19 protein-coding genes and 1 pseudogene are annotated in these 17,054 nt (G+C 58.2%); 16 read left to right on the forward strand and 4 right to left on the reverse strand.

What is annotated here, in order from left to right:
• Positions 1-148 precede the first annotated feature (148 nt).
• Together HMPREF0308_RS00715 and HMPREF0308_RS00720 are read right to left on the reverse strand one after the other, a co-directional pair.
• On the reverse strand, positions 149-3,586 hold the full coding sequence (locus HMPREF0308_RS00715) for a choice-of-anchor M domain-containing protein (RefSeq protein ID WP_005527769.1): 3,438 nt from the start codon (positions 3,584-3,586) through the stop codon (positions 149-151).
• 211 nt (positions 3,587-3,797) lie between these two features.
• Positions 3,798-4,418, reverse strand: coding sequence for a sortase family protein (locus HMPREF0308_RS00720; protein ID WP_248630673.1), 621 nt, complete (start codon positions 4,416-4,418; stop codon positions 3,798-3,800).
• A 587-nt stretch (positions 4,419-5,005) separates the two neighbouring features.
• Here HMPREF0308_RS00720 and HMPREF0308_RS00725 point away from each other — a divergent pair.
• A pseudogene (locus HMPREF0308_RS00725) lies at positions 5,006-5,792 on the forward strand (formate/nitrite transporter family protein).
• On the opposite strand, the gene fdhD reads toward HMPREF0308_RS00725, so the two are convergent.
• A complete protein-coding gene (gene fdhD / locus HMPREF0308_RS00730) occupies positions 5,789-6,622 on the reverse strand; it encodes a formate dehydrogenase accessory sulfurtransferase FdhD (protein WP_005527776.1) in 834 nt (277 codons plus the stop codon). The pseudogene HMPREF0308_RS00725 and the gene fdhD sit on opposite strands and share 4 nt — an antisense overlap.
• Positions 6,622-6,867 (reverse strand): DUF6457 domain-containing protein, encoded by a 246-nt coding sequence (locus HMPREF0308_RS00735; RefSeq protein WP_005527780.1) that lies wholly within the window; start codon positions 6,865-6,867, stop codon positions 6,622-6,624. Before HMPREF0308_RS00735 ends, fdhD begins: the two co-directional genes overlap by 1 nt.
• Before the next feature lie 435 nt (positions 6,868-7,302).
• Between HMPREF0308_RS00735 and rpsH the strand changes: the two genes are divergently transcribed.
• The 15 genes from rpsH (at position 7,303) to HMPREF0308_RS00810 (ending at position 17,009) form a co-directional block, all read left to right on the forward strand.
• Positions 7,303-7,686 (forward strand): 30S ribosomal protein S8, encoded by a 384-nt coding sequence (gene rpsH / locus HMPREF0308_RS00740; protein ID WP_005527782.1) that lies wholly within the window; start codon positions 7,303-7,305, stop codon positions 7,684-7,686.
• Between the two features lie 14 nt (positions 7,687-7,700).
• Positions 7,701-8,237 carry a 50S ribosomal protein L6 gene (gene rplF / locus HMPREF0308_RS00745; RefSeq protein ID WP_005527784.1) on the forward strand — a complete coding sequence of 179 codons (537 nt, stop codon included), beginning with the start codon at positions 7,701-7,703 and terminating at the stop codon, positions 8,235-8,237.
• Positions 8,238-8,240: 3 nt separating this feature from the next.
• Positions 8,241-8,642 carry a 50S ribosomal protein L18 gene (gene rplR, locus HMPREF0308_RS00750; RefSeq protein ID WP_005527786.1) on the forward strand — a complete coding sequence of 134 codons (402 nt, stop codon included), beginning with the start codon at positions 8,241-8,243 and terminating at the stop codon, positions 8,640-8,642.
• A gap of 40 nt (positions 8,643-8,682) precedes the next feature.
• Positions 8,683-9,309 (forward strand): 30S ribosomal protein S5, encoded by a 627-nt coding sequence (gene rpsE, locus HMPREF0308_RS00755; protein ID WP_005527787.1) that lies wholly within the window; start codon positions 8,683-8,685, stop codon positions 9,307-9,309.
• Positions 9,310-9,312: 3 nt separating this feature from the next.
• Positions 9,313-9,498 carry a 50S ribosomal protein L30 gene (gene rpmD / locus HMPREF0308_RS00760; RefSeq protein WP_005527789.1) on the forward strand — a complete coding sequence of 62 codons (186 nt, stop codon included), beginning with the start codon at positions 9,313-9,315 and terminating at the stop codon, positions 9,496-9,498.
• Between the two features lie 3 nt (positions 9,499-9,501).
• Complete coding sequence (gene rplO / locus HMPREF0308_RS00765) at positions 9,502-9,951, forward strand: 50S ribosomal protein L15 (RefSeq protein ID WP_005527791.1); 450 nt, start codon at positions 9,502-9,504, stop codon at positions 9,949-9,951.
• A gap of 276 nt (positions 9,952-10,227) precedes the next feature.
• Complete coding sequence (gene secY / locus HMPREF0308_RS00770) at positions 10,228-11,553, forward strand: preprotein translocase subunit SecY (protein WP_005527793.1); 1,326 nt, start codon at positions 10,228-10,230, stop codon at positions 11,551-11,553.
• On the forward strand, positions 11,553-12,098 hold the full coding sequence (locus HMPREF0308_RS00775) for an adenylate kinase (RefSeq protein WP_005527795.1): 546 nt from the start codon (positions 11,553-11,555) through the stop codon (positions 12,096-12,098). The genes secY and HMPREF0308_RS00775 overlap by 1 nt, the downstream gene beginning before the upstream one ends.
• Positions 12,099-12,103: 5 nt before the next feature.
• Complete coding sequence (gene map, locus HMPREF0308_RS00780) at positions 12,104-12,898, forward strand: type I methionyl aminopeptidase (protein ID WP_034656515.1); 795 nt, start codon at positions 12,104-12,106, stop codon at positions 12,896-12,898.
• A 123-nt stretch (positions 12,899-13,021) separates the two neighbouring features.
• Positions 13,022-13,825, forward strand: coding sequence for a L,D-transpeptidase (locus HMPREF0308_RS00785; RefSeq protein ID WP_034656517.1), 804 nt, complete (start codon positions 13,022-13,024; stop codon positions 13,823-13,825).
• 254 nt (positions 13,826-14,079) lie between these two features.
• Positions 14,080-14,298, forward strand: coding sequence for a translation initiation factor IF-1 (gene infA / locus HMPREF0308_RS00790; RefSeq protein ID WP_004566852.1), 219 nt, complete (start codon positions 14,080-14,082; stop codon positions 14,296-14,298).
• A gap of 182 nt (positions 14,299-14,480) precedes the next feature.
• Positions 14,481-14,849 (forward strand): 30S ribosomal protein S13, encoded by a 369-nt coding sequence (gene rpsM, locus HMPREF0308_RS00795; RefSeq protein WP_034656519.1) that lies wholly within the window; start codon positions 14,481-14,483, stop codon positions 14,847-14,849.
• A gap of 3 nt (positions 14,850-14,852) precedes the next feature.
• On the forward strand, positions 14,853-15,257 hold the full coding sequence (gene rpsK, locus HMPREF0308_RS00800; RefSeq protein WP_034656521.1) for a 30S ribosomal protein S11: 405 nt from the start codon (positions 14,853-14,855) through the stop codon (positions 15,255-15,257).
• Between the two features lie 21 nt (positions 15,258-15,278).
• Positions 15,279-15,884 (forward strand): 30S ribosomal protein S4, encoded by a 606-nt coding sequence (gene rpsD / locus HMPREF0308_RS00805; protein WP_005527812.1) that lies wholly within the window; start codon positions 15,279-15,281, stop codon positions 15,882-15,884.
• A gap of 114 nt (positions 15,885-15,998) precedes the next feature.
• A complete protein-coding gene (locus tag HMPREF0308_RS00810; protein WP_005527816.1) occupies positions 15,999-17,009 on the forward strand; it encodes a DNA-directed RNA polymerase subunit alpha in 1,011 nt (336 codons plus the stop codon).
• Positions 17,010-17,054: the final 45 nt, after the last annotated feature.

A 17,054-nucleotide genomic window follows, 5' to 3' on the forward strand; every position in this document is an offset into this window, starting at 1 on the left:
TAAATAGAGCGCTAAAAAATCCCAACTCCCTGCAAGGAGTTGGGATTTTCTAGTTTTAAATGTCAGTGGTGGATTCTAAGGAATCGAACAGTTCCCCGGTAAGAGGTCGTTGCAGAGGAGCGGTGCAACGACCTCTGGAGCTTAAGGCCTACTGGCTGTCCTTAGAGCGCTTTTTCACCATCATTATGCCGCCGGCAATAAAGAGTGCGGCGAGCACGAGAACCCAACCAACATTGGCACCCGTAGAGGCTAGTGCACCGTTGTGGGAGCTGGAGGAACCTCCGCCGGATCCGGAGCCTGGACCAGATCCACCGCCTGCACCCTTAGCAGTAGTGGACTTGCTGGAGCCTTCCGACTTCCCAGTGCCATTTCCCTTGGATGCCTCGGCACCCGCATTCGATCCAGACGAGTTGGAGGCCTTGGACTTATCAGAGCTCGGCTTATTTGTACCGGTGCTATTCGAACCCTTATCTGGCTTGGCAGCACCTGGGCGCTTATCCTGCGAGGAGCTAGCAGGCTTGTCCTTTTCCCTTTCGCCTTCTTCGTCGGAGTCATTTCCACCGGGCTGGGTGGTTGAATCGCCCACGAGGAAGGTCACGGTGTGCCAGTCGGTGAGTTTGTCGCCGTTGTTGTTGACGGTGCGCATGTCCATCTCATAGCGGCCCGGCTCGGTAAAAATCCAGTTCGCGTGGACGTGGAAAGGACCGTCCTCAACACCTTTAATCGTATGGATGCCTGTGCTATCGGCTAAGGTGCGTTCCGGCCCGCTAAGAGTGGGAAAGTGGCCGGCCCACCAGTGTCCGTCCGTAGGTGCCGACTTAGGGCGAACCTCGATAGCAGCGTCACGGTAGTCTTGCCCGACCTTGATTGTGTCCCATCCCGGCCACACAGCGTTATGGTCCTGTTGTAATGGCAGATGGTAAATCTTTGAGCCGGTCTTTACCATTCCTGTAAAGGACAGCGTCTTAGCCAAAGAGTCAGGGACCGTCACGCGTTGTGCATCGCGAACGCGTAGCGCGACGTCTTCAGGCACGTTGTGGCGGTCGTCTTCGTTGACATAGAAGCCGAGCTTATTGTCCACAACCTTTGGCCCGAAGTCGATGTGGCCCTTGGTGATCTCACGCTTTTTGGAAGGCGCTTCGCTGGGAGCGGGGTCCTTTGACTCTGGGGTTGGTTCCTTCGATGGGGCGTTGTTGTCGGTCGTGCCATCAGTGCTGCCGTTAGAGCCGCCTTCAGTGGCATTGTCGTTCCCCGTGGTGGGTGGGGTAGCAGATGATGAATCCTCGGTAGCTACCTTGAATCGCAGAATGGCCTTTTTCGCGGTTTTGCCGTCTTGTTCGGCGACCGTGACACCGACTTCATACATACCGGGCTTGTTGAATGCCCAGTTGAGGTGCATGTGGTCAGGGCCTTCGGTGGTATAGGAATGCGTACCATCGCTGCCGGCAAGGCGCTGGTCCAGGCCGGTTTGATCAGCCAGGTAAGCCAACCATTCGCCGTCCTTCGGGGCTTTGACGGGCGTGAAGGTAAAGGTGTAATTCTTCTTGGTGTCCTGGTACGCATCCTCGGTGCTTATCCCCGGCCACACCACGCCGGTGCGCTGTGTCTCTGGCAGGACGTAGGCAGCGCTGCCTTTCTTTCCAAAGTTCGGAATGTCCTTGTTCAAGGTGGTCTTGACCTGCTTGGGAACGGTGAAAAAGACATCGGAAGGCTTACGCCAGATTGCACCAATATGGTACAGATTCGTCTCGTCCTTGATGCCTAGGTGCAGCCCACCATCCTCGTGGATTGGGGCGATATCCACGTGACCCCGGTGCAGATTGAGCTCCTTGTGCGGGGTGTCCTTATCCTTCGGGTTTTGCGGCTTGGGTGAGGGGACTTTGGGGATAGAAGGCTTTGGACTAGTGGAAGGTGCCTCAGGCGAGGGGTTCTTGGATGGGCCAGAACCCTCTGACTCTTCTCCTTCTTCCGAATCCTGCGGCTTCTCTGGTTTCTCCGAGCCTTCTGGTTCCTGTGCGTCTGCGGAATCGGGAGCATCTGCGAACGAGACGGTGGTCTCAGCTATCGGCTTATAAGCCTCTTTGTGAGTATGGCTAAATAGAGTGGCGCCGCCGGCATCGGAGCGCGAATCAGGAACGATGCGTAGCATGAGCTGGTAGCCGGGCTGCTTACAGCTATCGATGAGTTGCCTGCTCGTCCTTTGGCCCGGTCCAGAAGTAAAGCCGATTTCGCAATCTGCAATATGCTTTTCCGGCAGGCTGGTCATCGGTTCGCCATTTACCTTGTAAAAGCCGCCGGTAACGCGCACGGTGGTGCGGTCATCTTCGGGCTCTACGGTGATGTCGATATTGCGGTCACCATCGCCGTACACCTTGCTGGTGGACACGGTGATATCTGGGCTCGTAATCTCAAGGGGCTCCGTCTCAAACGGCTCTATCTCTTCCATTTCGGGAGTGGGAAGCTCGCCGCTCTTCGTCGTAAAAGCTTCGTCATCTTTAGCGGCCCTTTCCTTGACGGTGACGGCGCTGGTCCAGAACTCCACGGGTTCAGATACCCAGCGTGGGCTTGGGGAATTATCGTCAGGAATAAAGATGGCTTGGAAATCGGATTTTTCTTCACCGATCATTTCATCCCACGAGGCCTTACCACCTTCTACCTTGCGCTCGGCAAGGTAGTGGCCGTTGATGGTGAAGACGGCGCGGCCGGTGTCTTTGGCGTTTCCCGTATCGAGGGAGAGCGTGGTGAGGATGCCTTCCTTCGCGCCCTTGGTATCGGCCGTGGAGGGGGCCATCTTAAACATAGGGGTGTTGGACTCGGAGTCTTCGGCTGCGGAGCCTTCAGACTTGGCGTCGTTAAAGGCGGCGTCAAGGTCGGTAATCGTGCGCTCGGCGGGGTTGGTCCCGCCTACCTGCCAGACCAGGGTTTGTGGCTCGGAGTGGATAAAGGTGCCATCCTTCTTTCGTGCAGAGGCGCGATAGGTTACCTCGTAGTGGCCGGGGCGGGTGAACGTCGTAGCGTTATGCGTATGCGTTCCCGCGTTAACCCATGTGGAACGGAATCCCGGATCGTGGGAGGACCAGAGGCGGTTGAGGGGGTAGTCCTCTCCGTTGTACCTAAATAGCTCCATGCGGCCGGGACCCTTAAAGTCCACGATCTCCATGTTGAAGGATTTATCGCGGAATTGATCGGTAGGCAGATCCGCGGCGGCGCCGAATCCAGCCCAGATGGGCATGGTGTCTTTCGGGAAGCCTACCGCGGGGCCGCCGTAGTACATGAGCTGGTTATCTTTGGCCTTAAGGAAATCAAAGCGCGGGTCATTGGGAACGCGCCAGGCATAGGCTCCCAGGCCGCCGTCGACGCGGCCGTGGCTGACCCAGTTGATCGTGTCCTCGATGGGGACTAGGCCCGCACTATTGGACATGAGCTTGAAGTTCCCGTCCTGCCACACCGCGTGCGGGGAATCCACGTGTGTTTGGGTGCGGACAATCGGGGCGTCGCCAGCGAGGGCGAGGGGAGCGTGGAATAACGCGAGCGCCAAGGCCATCACTATGGTGGCAAGGCGCGCAAATGAAGTGCGCAAAGGCATAAGGTTCTCCCAAGGTTAAAGGCAGTGAACTTTTATGTAGATTCAAACGAATATTACACTATTGCAAACCGTTATCGATACATGTAGTGAGGTAAGGAAAAATGTGCTGGTGCGCTGGGGAAAGGGAGGATATGAAAAGTCCCTACTTCCGGCGGTGGAAGTAGGGACTGCGGGGTTCGGGGGGGGTAAGCGGCGGAGGAGTGTTCGGCGATTAAGCCTTCTTATCTTCTGCGGTATGGGTGGTGCCCTCGTATTGCCATCCCACGACGGCATTGCGTACGGCGGCCTCGAGCGGGTTGGCGGCCTGGATGCAGCTAATCGTCAGCAGCCTGCCTGGCGTGGCATCATCGCCCCATGCGCTGGAGTCACCGGCCAGGCCCTGTTTATCGGGGTCGTGGAGATCGGTTGCGGCGTAGATGAGCCAGTTCTGGTCGGAATTCTTCGTGCGGACGTAGAGCTTATCGCCAATGCTGACCTTGTGCTCGTTGGCTGCGCCATCGTAAAGCTTATTGAATACGGCAGGCACGCCCGCGCCGGTGTGCCCGGCGATGACGACGATATCCTCGGCATTGGTTCCCGGCAGGGAATACGGGCGGTCATCGGCGGTATAGGTGCAGGCCTTATCCATGGTGTCAGGGTTGATGGCGCCATCGAGCACGCGGCAGTTGTCATCGTCGAACTTCGCATGGACGTCGATGGCGGGAATGAACATCTCTACCGCGGCGGATGGCTCGATGACGGGGGCCTGTTCCGCCGTGACCTCGTTGGTCTCTAGGCCTTCTGGCGGGTTGATGCTGCGATCGATGGAGCTGATGACCAGCAGTGTTACCACGATACCGGCCGCGATACGGAGGGCCCAGGAAGACTTCCACGCATTTTTGACGCGATCCCATCCGGAAGGCTTCTTCCGGTGCCTAGGCAGAGAGGTCTCCTCAAGGCGGCGGTTGGGGTAGCGGCGCTGAATGTGGCGCGCATGATTTTCGGCCTTCCGCCAATCGCGATCGTCGGAACGGTGCCTGCCGGAGCGCCTGGGCTGGGTGCCTATAGTATCGCTGCTCGATGGCCGGGGGGCGCGTTGTGCCTGCACCACCTTGCTGCGGTTGGACGGGATCGCTGCTCGATGGCCGGGAGCGCGTGCTGCGGGTCCTGCGGGAATAGGAGGTTTCCGCGGTGTTGTTTTCTGGTGTCGCCTCGTGGCGCGATCGCGCCGCAGAACGTTGGGGCCTCTCCCTCCGTGGCCGGTCTTGGTGGTCCCTGCGACCTCCGAGGAAAAATAGGGACAATAGGGGTGGGTGTGAACCAAGTTTATAGTAATAATTTCTGTTTAGTTTTATTGACGCGGTGAATGCATAACGCGCTACGATAATCCGTGATTCTCTTGTCCGTATAAGTACAGCTAAATAAGGGAAATAAAAAACGGTGTCTCTCAACGAAGCTGCCAAGGCCGGATTCCTGAAAAAGGCCGCCCTGCTCGATCAATCATTTTCACGATTTTCTGTCCGCGCAATCCTTGCCGGTGTGTATCTGTGCATCGGCACCGTATTTGCCGGCGTCGTTGGCCAAGCGGTGGAAGAGCTTGCCCCAGGCTTGGGCTCCGTGACCTTTGCCCTGTTCTTCGGCCTAGGCCTCTTCGCCATCGTTATCCTCGGCGCGGAGCTGGCCACGGGCAATATGATGTACATGGTCTACGGGGCGATGCAGAAGCACTTGTCCTGGGGGCAAGGCCTTCTACGTACTGCTTATTACCACGATCTTTAACCTTGTCGGCGCCATCATCTTTGCCGCCGTCATGGGGATGTCCGCCTAGCTTGCCAATATGGATTCCTCGCACCTGTTGGTCACCATCTCTGAAGGCAAGCTGACCAAATCCCCGCAGGGAATGCTCGTAGAAGGCATGGCCGCGAACTTCGTGGTCAATATAGGCATCGTTGGCGCGGTCTTTGCCAAGGAAATCGTGTCGAAATTCATCGTCATCGTCCCCATCATCGGCATCTTCGTGGGCCTGGGCTTGGAGCACGTCATTGCCAATTTCTGCCTCTTTGCGCTCACCTTCTTCGGCAGCGATCCGCTGCCAGCAGCGCTGACCGTTGGCAATGTTGCTCTCAACTGGACGCTGGTGTGGATTGGCAACTTCATCGGCGGCGGCTTGCTTATCGGTGGCGTGTACGCCTGGCTCAATAATGGGCCGGAGGACTACCGCGACTAGGCCAGCGTGCCCGAATAAAGGTTAAAGCGATCCGCACGTGCAAACCCCACCAAAGCCATGCCGGTCTCCCGGGCAGTCTCCACGGCGAGGGAGGATGCCGCGCTAACAGCAACGAGCATTCCGAACCCCGCCATCGCTGCCTTTTGTACAAGCTCGAAGCTGGCGCGGGAGCTCATAACCAAAATAAGGTCGTCTGCGGGCAGGCGATCTTCAAGGAGCAGGTGCCCGATGACCTTATCTGCTGCATTGTGCCTGCCGACGTCCTCCCGCACAACGATGGGCTTGCCGTCTAAGGTGAATGCGCCGGCGGCGTGGATGCCACCGGTCTTGCGGAAGAGCTTTTGCTCGGCGCGCAGCTTCTCGGGCAGCTGCGCAACGACGGCCGGGTCAATCGGGATGGTGGGGAGCGCGTAGCGCGATTTCTTGTTTAAATCCTCGATGGAGCTAGTGCCGCATACGCCGCACGCGGAGTTGCTAAGTGTCAGGCGCAGGTCGGACAAGCTAATGACGTTGTCGTTCGCAAGGTCCACGTCGAGCAGGTTGTAGGTGTTCATCCCGTCAACGGTGGAGCCGGCGCAGTAGCGGGCTTCGGCGACGTCGGAAAGCGCCGTGATGTGCCCCTCCGAATGAAGAAAGCCGTGCGCGAGCTCGATGTCGTGGCCCGGCGTGCGCATGGTGGTGGTTAGCGTCTGCCCGCCGACGCGGATCTCTAACGGTTCCTCTCCAGCCACGGTGTCAGCGCGGGTGTCGACCTGCGTGACCTCGATGCCGCTCTCGCCGCCGAGACGCACCTTGGTTACCGCAAAGTTGGATGTGACGCGACTTGCCATTACTGGATTGCCGCCTTGAGCTTGGCGATGTTGGCGCGAGCCTCCTCCGTGTCCTGGGAGGCCAAACCCACCAAGTATGCGGTCAGAGGTGCTGCCGGACGGGCGCGATTGTGAGCAACATCCTTAGTGAGATCGAGGAGCTCACGGACAAGGGCGGTGGCATCGTGCTTGTCGACGCCGAGAAGCTCCGCGGCCTCCTCCAGCCACTGGTGGGCGGATTGGATTGGGTCCTTTTCTTCAGTCATGACGGCAACTGTAGTCTGCCCGCCGGACACGCAACATGGCGGAGACAACAAGTGGACGCTTTCGGGAAGAAAGCCATGGAACTTGCGCCGGGAGAGAGATTTGGAAAAGGGCAGGTAAGCGAGTAAAGTTGCGGGTCGGACTTGCGCCGAGGTGGCAGTGCGCCAAAATCTTCTTCGGATTTAGGCCCTGTGAGCTGCAGAAAGCGTCAGGCCGAACAAGAATTTAACAACATCAACTTTGTTGTAGGCCCCCCGCCGTTCATGGCGGCCCGTTGTATGTATCAAAGGGTGGCGAGCGCCTTACGGTATTGACCGTGGGGAGCGTGAGTAGCCCGAAATCACACGGAAAACGCTTAGGTGGGCGTGAGCTTAAAGCTCGCGCGTTTCGGAAGAAATGTAGCGGGAACCGCAACGAGAAAGGTACCGGTCACTCACATGACCATGACTGATCCTATCGCCGACATGCTGTCGCGCGTGCGCAATGCAAGCCATGCGCACCACGACACCGTGTCGATGCCGACCTCCAAGATCAAGGCAAGCATCGCCGACATCTTGAAGCAGGAAGGCTACATCGCTGACTACACCGTTGAGGACCGTGAGCTCAAGCTCACCCTCAAGTACAACAACCGTGAGCGCTCCATCGCTGGTCTGCGTCGCGTGTCTAAGCCGGGTCTGCGTGTGTACGCAAAGTCCACCAATCTGCCGAAGGTCCTTGGCGGCCTGGGCGTGGCTATCATTTCCACGTCTCAGGGTCTGCTGACCGACCGTCAGGCTCAGGAGAAGGGCGTAGGCGGAGAAGTTCTCGCCTACGTCTGGTAAGGGAGGATTGACACATGTCTCGTATCGGTCTAGCACCAATCGCCGTACCATCCGGCGTTGAAATCAAGGTAAACGGCCAGGAGGTCGAGGTTAAGGGTTCCAAGGGCACCCAGACCGTCGTTCTGCCAGAGCCAATCACCATCGCAGTTGAGGATTCCGTAATCACGGTTTCCCGTCCAGATGATGACCGCAAGCACCGCGCTCTGCACGGCCTGTCCCGCTCCCTCGTCAACAACGCTGTTGTTGGCGTGACCGAGGGCTACACCATCAAGATGGAAATCTTCGGTGTCGGTTACCGTGTCCAGCAGAAGGGCAAGGACCTCGAGTTCGCTCTGGGTTACTCCCACCCGATCCTCATCGAGGCTCCGGAGGGCATCACCTTCGCTGTGGATGGCGCAACCAAGCTCTCCGTATCTGGTATTGACAAGCAAAAGGTCGGACAGGTCGCCGCTAACATTCGCCGCCTGCGTAAGGACGATCCTTACAAGGGCAAGGGCATTCGTTACGAAGGCGAGCAGGTCCGCCGCAAGGTCGGAAAGACGGGTAAGTAAGCAATGGCTAACACTGAAAACGCAAAGCGCACCCCAATCGGCAAGGACATCTCCTCCCGCCGTCGCGAAGCACGCGCACGCCGTCACTTCCGCATCCGTAAGACCCTGCGCGGCACCCCTGAGGCACCGCGTCTGGTCGTTCACCGCTCCTCCCGCCACATGCACGTCCAGGTCATCGACGACCTGGCTGGCCACACCCTGGTCGCAGCTTCCTCCATGGAAGCTGACGTTCGTGCACTCGAGGGCGACAAGAAGGCAAAGGCCGCCAAGGTTGGCGCCCTGGTCGCTGAGCGCGCCAAGGCTGCTGGCATCGAGACAGTTGTCTTCGACCGTGCTGGCTACAAGTACCACGGTCGCGTTGCCGCTCTCGCAGAGGCAGCTCGTGAAGGTGGTCTGAAGTTCTAATGATCATGGCAAACGGAAACATCAACGGAAGGAACGCCTAATGTCGGACCGTGAAAAGCGTGACGGCGGACGCTCCGCCGAGAACGGTCGTAACAACGACCGCAACAATGGCGGTCGTCGCAACGATCGTCGTAATCAGCAGGACAACGAGCGCGATAAGTACATCGAGCGCGTAGTCACCATCAACCGCGTCTCCAAGACCGTTAAGGGTGGCCGCAACATGTCCTTCACCGCTCTCGTCGTCGTTGGCGATGGCCAGGGCATGGTTGGCGTCGGCTACGGCAAGGCTAAGGAAGTCCCTGCCGCAATTCAGAAGGGTGCAGAAGAGGCTCGCAAGAACTTCTTCCGCGTCCCGATGATCGCCGGCACCATCACCCACCCGGTCGAGGGTCGCGACGCAGCTGGCATCGTCATGATGAAGCCTGCCGCACCTGGTACCGGTGTTATTGCCGGTGGTGCTGCACGTCCGGTGCTGGAGTGCGCTGGTGTGCAGGACATCCTGTCGAAGTCCCTCGGCTCCGACAACGCCCTCAACGTCGTCCGCGCTACCGTGGACGGCCTCAAGCAGCTGGTTCGCCCCGAAGAGGTTGCCGCACGTCGTGGCAAGTCCCTCGAAGAGGTTGCTCCGGCCCAGATGCTGCGTAAGCGCGCAGGTCAGGAGGCATAAACAATGGCTCTGAAGATTACTCAGGTAAAGGGCCTGGTGGGTACCAAGCCGAATCACCGCAAGAACATTGAGGCTCTCGGCCTCAAGAAGATCGGCCAGTCTGTTGTAAAGCAGGACACCCCGATTATCCGCGGCATGGTTCATAAGGTACGCCACCTGGTCACCGTCGAAGAAGTGGCAGGGGAGTAAACCATGGCTGATATCATCAAGCTGCACGACCTGCGCCCATCCGCAGGAGCAAACAAGCCTAAGACCCGCGTCGGCCGCGGTGAGGCATCCAAGGGTAAGACCGCTGGTCGCGGTACCAAGGGCACCAAGGCTCGTAAGCAGGTTTCCGCTGCTTTCGAGGGTGGCCAGATGCCGATCCACATGCGTTTGCCGAAGCTGAAGGGCTTCAAGAACCCGAACCACGTTGAGTACCAAGTAGTCAACGTTGCAGACCTCGCAGAGGCATTCGCAAACGGTGGCGACGTCACCGTTGCGGATCTCGTCTCCGCAGGCCTGGTTCGCAAGAACCAGCCGGTTAAGGTTCTGGGCAACGGCGACATCAACGTCAAGCTGAATGTCACCGCTGACAAGTTCTCCAAGTCCGCTGTTGAGAAGATCGAGGCTGCTGGTGGCTCCGCCACCGCTACCAAGTAATCAACGCGATTCTTGACTAGATAGGTGCCCGTTTCCCCAAGGGGAGACGGGCACCTTTATAGTTTTATTACTCAATTCCTACCTGCATTGTGGCTAAGTTAGGTCAGGCTGGTAGGCTTGCAGGGTCATAAGTGTTCAACCGTCCTTTAGGGCTTCCCATAGCTCGCAGTGTTTAGCGTGCCAGGGTGGTCTGAACTGGACAGATGAGTTCCACCTCCACGCTGCCACCTATTGCCTTAGGCGTTGGCTGCGTAGGAAGGCCAGGAGGATTTTGTAGTGTCCGCCATTTTGCAGGCTTTTAAGGACGCCGACCTGCGTAAGAAGATCATCTTCACCATCGTGATGATCATTGCTTACCGCATCGGTGCCCAGATTCCATCCCCAGGTGTTGATTACGCGTCCATCGCTGGCCGCCTGCGCACCCTGACTGAGGAGTCCGGCAACCTGTACTCCGTCATCAACCTGTTCTCAGGTGGTGCGCTGTTGCAGCTTTCCATCTTCGCTATCGGCATCATGCCGTACATTACGGCGTCGATCATCGTCCAGCTGCTCACCGTAGTCATTCCACACTTCGAGCAGCTAAAGAAGGAAGGTCAGTCCGGTCAAGCCAAGATGACGCAGTACACGCGTTACCTGACCCTCGCACTGGCGCTGCTGCAGTCCTCCGGCATCGTGGCCCTCGCAGACCGTGAGCAGCTGCTTGGCCAAGGCGTCCCTGTGCTTGCTGAAGACCGTAACTTCTTCACCTTGATTGTCCTGGTTATCACGATGACCGCAGGTGCAATCCTCGTTATGTGGATGGGCGAGCTCATCACTGAGAAGGGCATCGGTAACGGTATGTCCCTGATGATCTTCGCGGGTATTGCAACTCGCCTGCCAACCGATGGCGTCAGCATCATGAAGAACAACGGCGGACTCGTCTTCGCCATGGTTGTCGCTGGCCTGATCATCCTTGTCGTTGGCATCACCTTCATCGAGCAGGGCCAGCGCCGCATTCCAGTCCAGTACGCAAAGCGCATGGTTGGCCGCCGCCAGTACGGTGGCTCTTCCACCTACCTGCCGCTGAAGGTTAACCAGGCCGGCGTTATCCCGGTCATCTTCGCGTCCTCGCTTATTTACATGCCGGTTCTCATCACCCAGATCGTTAACTCTGGCTCTGCAGTAGTTCCGGATAACTGGTGGCAGCGCAACGTGATTGCACATCTGCAATCTCCAAGCTCGTGGCAGTACATCGTGCTTTACTTCGTACTGACCATCTTCTTCTCCTACTTCTACGTATCGGTTCAGTACGACCCTGCTGAGCAGGCTGACAACATGAAGAAGTATGGTGGATTTATCCCGGGTATCCGCCCGGGCCGTCCCACCGCGCAGTACCTCGGTTTCGTCATGAACCGTCTGCTGTTCGTTGGCTCCCTATACCTTGCATTGATCGCTATCCTGCCGAATATCCTTCTGGACCTCGGAGTTGGCCACTCCACTGCGAATGGCACCTCCGCATTCGGTGGTACCGCGATCTTGATTATGGTCTCTGTCGCCTTGACCACGGTCAAGCAGATTGAGTCCCAGCTCCTGCAATCCAACTACGAAGGACTTCTCAAGTAATGCGTTACGTACTCCTCGGCCCTCCCGGTGCTGGCAAAGGCACCCAAGCAGCTATCCTGAGCGAAAAGCTCGGCGTCCCGCACATCTCTACCGGCGACCTGTTCCGCGCCAACATCGGCCAGGGCACTCCGCTTGGTGTTGAAGCAAAGTCCTACATCGATGCCGGCAAGCTGGTGCCAACTGACGTCACCGCACGCATGGTTGAGGATCGTCTGAACCAGGACGACGCTGCCAATGGCTTCCTCTTGGATGGCTTCCCACGCACTGTGGAGCAGGCTGATATCTTGGCTGATCTGCTGGAGAAGAAGGGGCAGAAGCTCGACGGCGTTATCAACTTCGAGGTGTCTGAGGACGTCGTCGTTGAGCGCATGCTTGCTCGCGGACGTGCTGATGACAACGAGGAGACCATCCGTACCCGCCTCGGTGTCTACCGCGACGAGACCTTCCCGCTCATCCAGCACTACGGCGATGACATCATCAACGTTAAGGCTGAGGGCACCGTTGAGGAGATCAACGAGCGCACCCTGAAGGCTATGGGTAAGTAAGACTCATGGGTTTTAGACGCCGCAGCAAAGCAATCCCCGCTCGTACCCCGGGTGAACTCGACGCAATGCAGGCCGCCGGTGAAATCGTCGGCAAAGCATTGCAGGCCGTACGCGATGCTGCGGCGTCTGGCGTATCTACCCTCGAACTTGATGAGGTGGCCGAGCAGACCATCCGCGATGCCGGCGCAACCCCTACGTTCAAAGGGTACGAGGGTTTTCCTGGTTCGATTTGTGCGTCTGTCAACGACGTCATTGTTCACGGGATCCCCGGCAAGGACATCGTTCTTGCTGAAGGTGACTTGGTCTCCATCGACTGCGGTGCCACGCTCGACGGTTGGGTAGGGGACAGCGCCTGGACTTTTGGCGTCGGCAAGCTTTCTCCCGAAGCAGTTGCGCTTAACGACGCCACCGAATGGGTCCTGATGGAAGGACTCAAGGCTATGCTCCCCGGGAATCGTCTAACTGATGTCTCGCACGCCTTGGAGCAAGCCACCTACCGCGCCGAGGATAAGTTCGGTGTGGATCTGTTCATCGTAGATGGATATGGCGGCCACGGTATTGGCCGCACCATGCACGAAGAACCCTACCTCGCTAATGAAGGCAAGGCCGGTCGTGGGCCTTTGATTCAGGAAGGCTCGGTACTAGCGATCGAACCGATGCTCACCCTGGGTACGGAGGATAACGCCGTGCTTGACGACGATTGGACTGTGGTCACCCTTGACGGCAGTCTCGCCGCTCACTGGGAACACACCGTCGCCGCGACCGCCGACGGCCCACGAATCCTTACTCCTCGCTATTAGCCTTAATCCTTCCTATTAACCTGTCCCGCTGCGAGAGCCCGCAGCTGGTAGGCGGAAATCGCCGGGGGAGGAGGCGGCCGCGTCGAGTATGCGGATTCCATGTGAGGGTCTATACTCGTTGCCATGTCTAAACTTCGCCCCCGCAACGTGTCTGCTAAGGCACGTCGTGCCCTAATTGCCCCTATGACCGCCGGCGTCATGACTGTCTCCGTTCTTGCAGGCGCCCCTGCAGCTTCCGCTCAGACCGTTCCTTCCATTGAGTCCATGAGCTCCGATGTGCAGGCACAGATCGATAACTTCGTCGGTCAGTCCCGCGAGCAGGCTTGGAACACCCGTAACCAGATTCTGGATCAGGTCAAGGTCTTAAACCCTGCTGCGGCAGACGCTATTCAGCCGGCTGTTGATGCAGCTGTGAACGCAATCTTCCCTGGACTCATTGACCAGAAGAACGCAGAAGCTCGCGCTGCTCGCGAGGCTCAGGAGCGTGCCCACGCTGAGCAGGTTGCTCGCGAGCATGCTGCGGCTCAGGCTGCTGCCCGTGAGGCCGAGGCGCAGCGCCAGCGCAACGCTTTTGACCGCGGTCCGTGCCCGGCTGATGCACGTGTTTGCGTTGACCTCAAAGGCAAGCGTTCCTGGCTGCAGGATAACGGCAACGTCACCTACGTGGCATCTGCCATCTCCTCCGGCATGGCTGGTGAAGAGACCCCACGCGGCACCTTCTACATCAACCGCAAGGTAAAGGATGAGATCTCCCGCGAGTTTGGCAACGCGCCGATGCCTTACTCCATGTACTTCACCAACAATGGCCACGCTTTCCACGAGGGTTCCCCGGCATACGAGTCCAACGGTTGCATCCACCTGCCGCACCAGGACGCAGTCCGCTTCTGGAACGACGTTCCGGTTGGTTCCAAGGTTTTCATCTACTAAGCCGGAGCAACTAAAGCTTTAAGGCATTTCCTCATTCCCTTCGCGGCAAGAGCCGATGGAAGGAATGGGGATTTTTCATGTTTTGGTGTGCCGCTACGACTCTGCAGGTAGATGAGTTTGGAGATTGCGTCTGTGCAGCGTATGCTTGAGCGCTGGTGTATGTTTACGGATCTTAGGAACCGGGACGTCGCCAAGCAGTAGACAACAAACATGCAGGTGGCACGCACTTGTTGCCGCCTAGAAAAGTAGAGGTTATGGCTAAGGAAGGCGCAATCGAGGTCGAGGGTCGTATTATCGAACCTTTGCCAAACGCAATGTTCCGCGTCGAGCTCGACAACGGACACAAGGTTCTTGCTCACATTTCGGGCAAGATGCGTCAGCACTACATTCGCATTCTCCCAGAGGATCGCGTGGTTGTGGAGCTGTCCCCTTATGACCTAACCCGCGGACGCATCGTCTACCGCTACAAGTAAACACTGTAAGCCTCCTTACCCAACCGGCATAGGCTCGCTATGCCCACTCCACCTCAGGCTGCGATGGCCTGAGCCCGCGCTGGTAAGTAGCCCACAGATCCGGCATCGGCCCGGGCGAAGTGCTGCATGGAGCGGGACGGATAGGGAGAAAACCATCGTAACAACCCGAAAGGACACGCCACATGGCACGTCTAGCTGGTGTTGACCTCCCACGCAACAAGCGTATGGAGGTTGCTCTCACCTACATCTACGGCATCGGTCCAACCCGTGCCAAGGAACTGCTGGAAAAGACTGGCATTTCTCCTGACCTGCGCACCGACAACCTCGACGACGATCAGCTGTCGGCGCTGCGTGACGTAATTGAAGCTACCTGGAAGGTCGAGGGTGACCTCCGCCGTCAGGTTCAGGCTGACATCCGCCGCAAGATTGAGATTGGTTGCTACCAGGGCATCCGCCACCGTCGTGGCCTGCCTGTCCGTGGTCAGCGCACCAAGACCAACGCTCGTACCCGCAAGGGCCCGAAGAAGACGATCGCAGGAAAGAAGAAGTAATTCATGCCTCCAAAGACTCGCTCCGGCGCGCGTCGTACTGGCCGTCGCGTCGTAAAGAAGAATGTGGCCGCAGGCCACGCATACATCAAGTCCACCTTCAACAACACCATCGTGTCTATCACTGACCCGTCCGGTGCTGTTATCTCCTGGGCATCCTCCGGCCACGTCGGCTTCAAGGGATCCCGTAAGTCCACTCCGTTCGCTGCGCAGATGGCTGCTGAGAACGCTGCTCGCAAGGCAATGGAGCACGGCATGAAGAAGGTTGACGTTTTCGTCAAGGGTCCGGGCTCCGGCCGCGAGACCGCCATCCGTTCCCTGCAGGCTGCAGGCCTCGAGGTTTCCTCGATTACGGATGCAACCCCACAGCCGCACAACGGCTGCCGTCCAACCAAGCGCCGCAAGGTTTAAGGGAAAGGAAGAGGTAAGAAAATGGCTCGTTACACTGGCCCCGCTACCCGCGTATCCCGCCGTCTGCGCGTCGACTTGGTCGGCGGCGACATGGCATTCGAGCGCCGCCCGTACCCACCGGGACAGGCTGGCCGCAACCGCATCAAGGAGTCCGAGTACTTGCTGCAGCTTCAGGAGAAGCAGAAGGCAAAGTACACCTACGGTGTCCTTGAGCGTCAGTTCCGTCGTTACTACGCCGAGGCTAACCGCCGCCCGGGCAAGACCGGTGACAACCTGGTCGTTCTGCTCGAGTCCCGCCTCGACAACGTCGTCTACCGCGCTGGTCTGGCTAACACCCGTCGCCAGGCTCGTCAGCTTGTCTCCCACGGTCACTTCACCGTGAACGGCAAGAAGATCAACGTTCCTTCCTTCCAGGTTTCGCAGTACGACATCATCGATGTTCGTGAGCGTTCCCAGAAGATGGAATGGTTCGAAGACGCTCAGGACCGCCTCGTCGATGCCAACGTACCGGCATGGCTGCAGGTCGTTCCTGACACCCTGCGCATCCTCGTGCACCAGCTGCCCGAGCGCGCTCAGATCGACGTTCCGCTGCAGGAGCAGCTCATCGTCGAGCTTTACTCGAAGTAAACTCTGTAACCGAGTGCTGCCCCGGCTGCATTCGGAGAAGAGTGAATCTTCGAAACCTTCATCTTTACCCCTTCTACCGGCGTCATATAGCGGGCGTCGACAAGGAGAATTTCAATGCTCATTTCCCAGCGTCCTCAGCTCACCGAGGAATTCATCGACTCGTCTCGTTCCAAGTTCGTCATCGAACCGCTCGAGCCGGGCTTCGGTTACACCCTCGGTAACTCCCTTCGCCGTACCCTGCTGTCCTCCATCCCGGGTGCAGCAGTAACTTCCATCAAGATCGATGGTGTTCTCCACGAGTTCACCACCATCAACGGTGTGAAGGAAGACGTCTCTGAGATCATCCTCAACGTCAAGGGCTTGGTTCTTTCTTCCGACTCGGACGAGCCGGTTGTTATGTACCTGAGCAAGGAAGGCCCAGGTGTTGTTACCGCGGGCGATATCCAGCCGCCGGCTGGCGTGGAGATCCACAACCCGGATCTGCACATCGCATCCCTGAACGACACTGCCAAGTTGGACATGGAGCTCGTCGTCGAGCGTGGCCGCGGCTACGTCCCAGCAGCACCGACCTCTGGTGAAATCGGACGCATTCCGGTTGACCAGATTTACTCCCCGGTTCTGCAGGTCTCTTACAAGGTCGAGGCAACTCGTGTTGAGCAACGCACCGACTTTGACAAGCTGATCATCGACGTCGAAACCAAGAACTCGATTTCTGCCCGCGACGCCCTGGCTTCCGCCGGCGGCACCCTGGTCGAGCTCTTCGGCCTGGCTCGCGAGCTGAACAATGCTGCTGAAGGCATCGAGATTGGTCCGTCCCCACAGGAGACGGAGTACATCGCGGCTTACAGCATGCCGATCGAGGACCTGAACTTCTCCGTTCGCTCCTACAACTGCCTGAAGCGTCAGGAGATCCACACCGTTGGTGAGCTCGCAGAGTGCACCGAGTCGGACCTGTTGGATATCCGCAACTTCGGTCAGAAGTCGATCAACGAGGTAAAGATCAAGCTGGCTAACCTGGGCCTGGCTCTCAAGGACACCCCTGAGGACTTCGACCCAACCCAGCTCGAAGGTTACGACGCAGAAACCGGTGACTTCAAGGATCCGTCTGCGGACGATTCCGAGTAAAGCACCACACTGAACTGCGGCTGGACTTTCCAGTCCAACCGCGCG

It is taken from the genome of Corynebacterium striatum ATCC 6940 (assembly GCF_000159135.1).
Taxonomy (GTDB): domain Bacteria; phylum Actinomycetota; class Actinomycetes; order Mycobacteriales; family Mycobacteriaceae; genus Corynebacterium; species Corynebacterium striatum.

Bases quoted from the DNA above. Each gene is read 5' to 3' on its own strand.
- infA (WP_004566852.1), top strand. From the start codon at position 14,080: ATGGCTAAGGAAGGCGCAATCGAGGTCGAGGGTCGTATTATCGAACCT.
- HMPREF0308_RS00735 (WP_005527780.1), bottom strand. From the start codon at position 6,867: ATGACTGAAGAAAAGGACCCAATCCAATCCGCCCACCAGTGGCTGGAG.
- rpmD (WP_005527789.1), top strand. From the start codon at position 9,313: ATGGCTCTGAAGATTACTCAGGTAAAGGGCCTGGTGGGTACCAAGCCG.
- fdhD (WP_005527776.1), bottom strand. From the start codon at position 6,622: ATGGCAAGTCGCGTCACATCCAACTTTGCGGTAACCAAGGTGCGTCTC.
- map (WP_034656515.1), top strand. From the start codon at position 12,104: ATGGGTTTTAGACGCCGCAGCAAAGCAATCCCCGCTCGTACCCCGGGT.
- HMPREF0308_RS00810 (WP_005527816.1), top strand. From the start codon at position 15,999: ATGCTCATTTCCCAGCGTCCTCAGCTCACCGAGGAATTCATCGACTCG.
- rplF (WP_005527784.1), top strand. From the start codon at position 7,701: ATGTCTCGTATCGGTCTAGCACCAATCGCCGTACCATCCGGCGTTGAA.
- rplO (WP_005527791.1), top strand. From the start codon at position 9,502: ATGGCTGATATCATCAAGCTGCACGACCTGCGCCCATCCGCAGGAGCA.
- rpsE (WP_005527787.1), top strand. From the start codon at position 8,683: ATGTCGGACCGTGAAAAGCGTGACGGCGGACGCTCCGCCGAGAACGGT.
- rpsH (WP_005527782.1), top strand. From the start codon at position 7,303: ATGACCATGACTGATCCTATCGCCGACATGCTGTCGCGCGTGCGCAAT.
- rplR (WP_005527786.1), top strand. From the start codon at position 8,241: ATGGCTAACACTGAAAACGCAAAGCGCACCCCAATCGGCAAGGACATC.
- HMPREF0308_RS00785 (WP_034656517.1), top strand. From the start codon at position 13,022: ATGTCTAAACTTCGCCCCCGCAACGTGTCTGCTAAGGCACGTCGTGCC.
- rpsM (WP_034656519.1), top strand. From the start codon at position 14,481: ATGGCACGTCTAGCTGGTGTTGACCTCCCACGCAACAAGCGTATGGAG.
- HMPREF0308_RS00715 (WP_005527769.1), bottom strand. From the start codon at position 3,586: ATGCCTTTGCGCACTTCATTTGCGCGCCTTGCCACCATAGTGATGGCC.
- rpsD (WP_005527812.1), top strand. From the start codon at position 15,279: ATGGCTCGTTACACTGGCCCCGCTACCCGCGTATCCCGCCGTCTGCGC.
- rpsK (WP_034656521.1), top strand. From the start codon at position 14,853: ATGCCTCCAAAGACTCGCTCCGGCGCGCGTCGTACTGGCCGTCGCGTC.
- HMPREF0308_RS00775 (WP_005527795.1), top strand. From the start codon at position 11,553: ATGCGTTACGTACTCCTCGGCCCTCCCGGTGCTGGCAAAGGCACCCAA.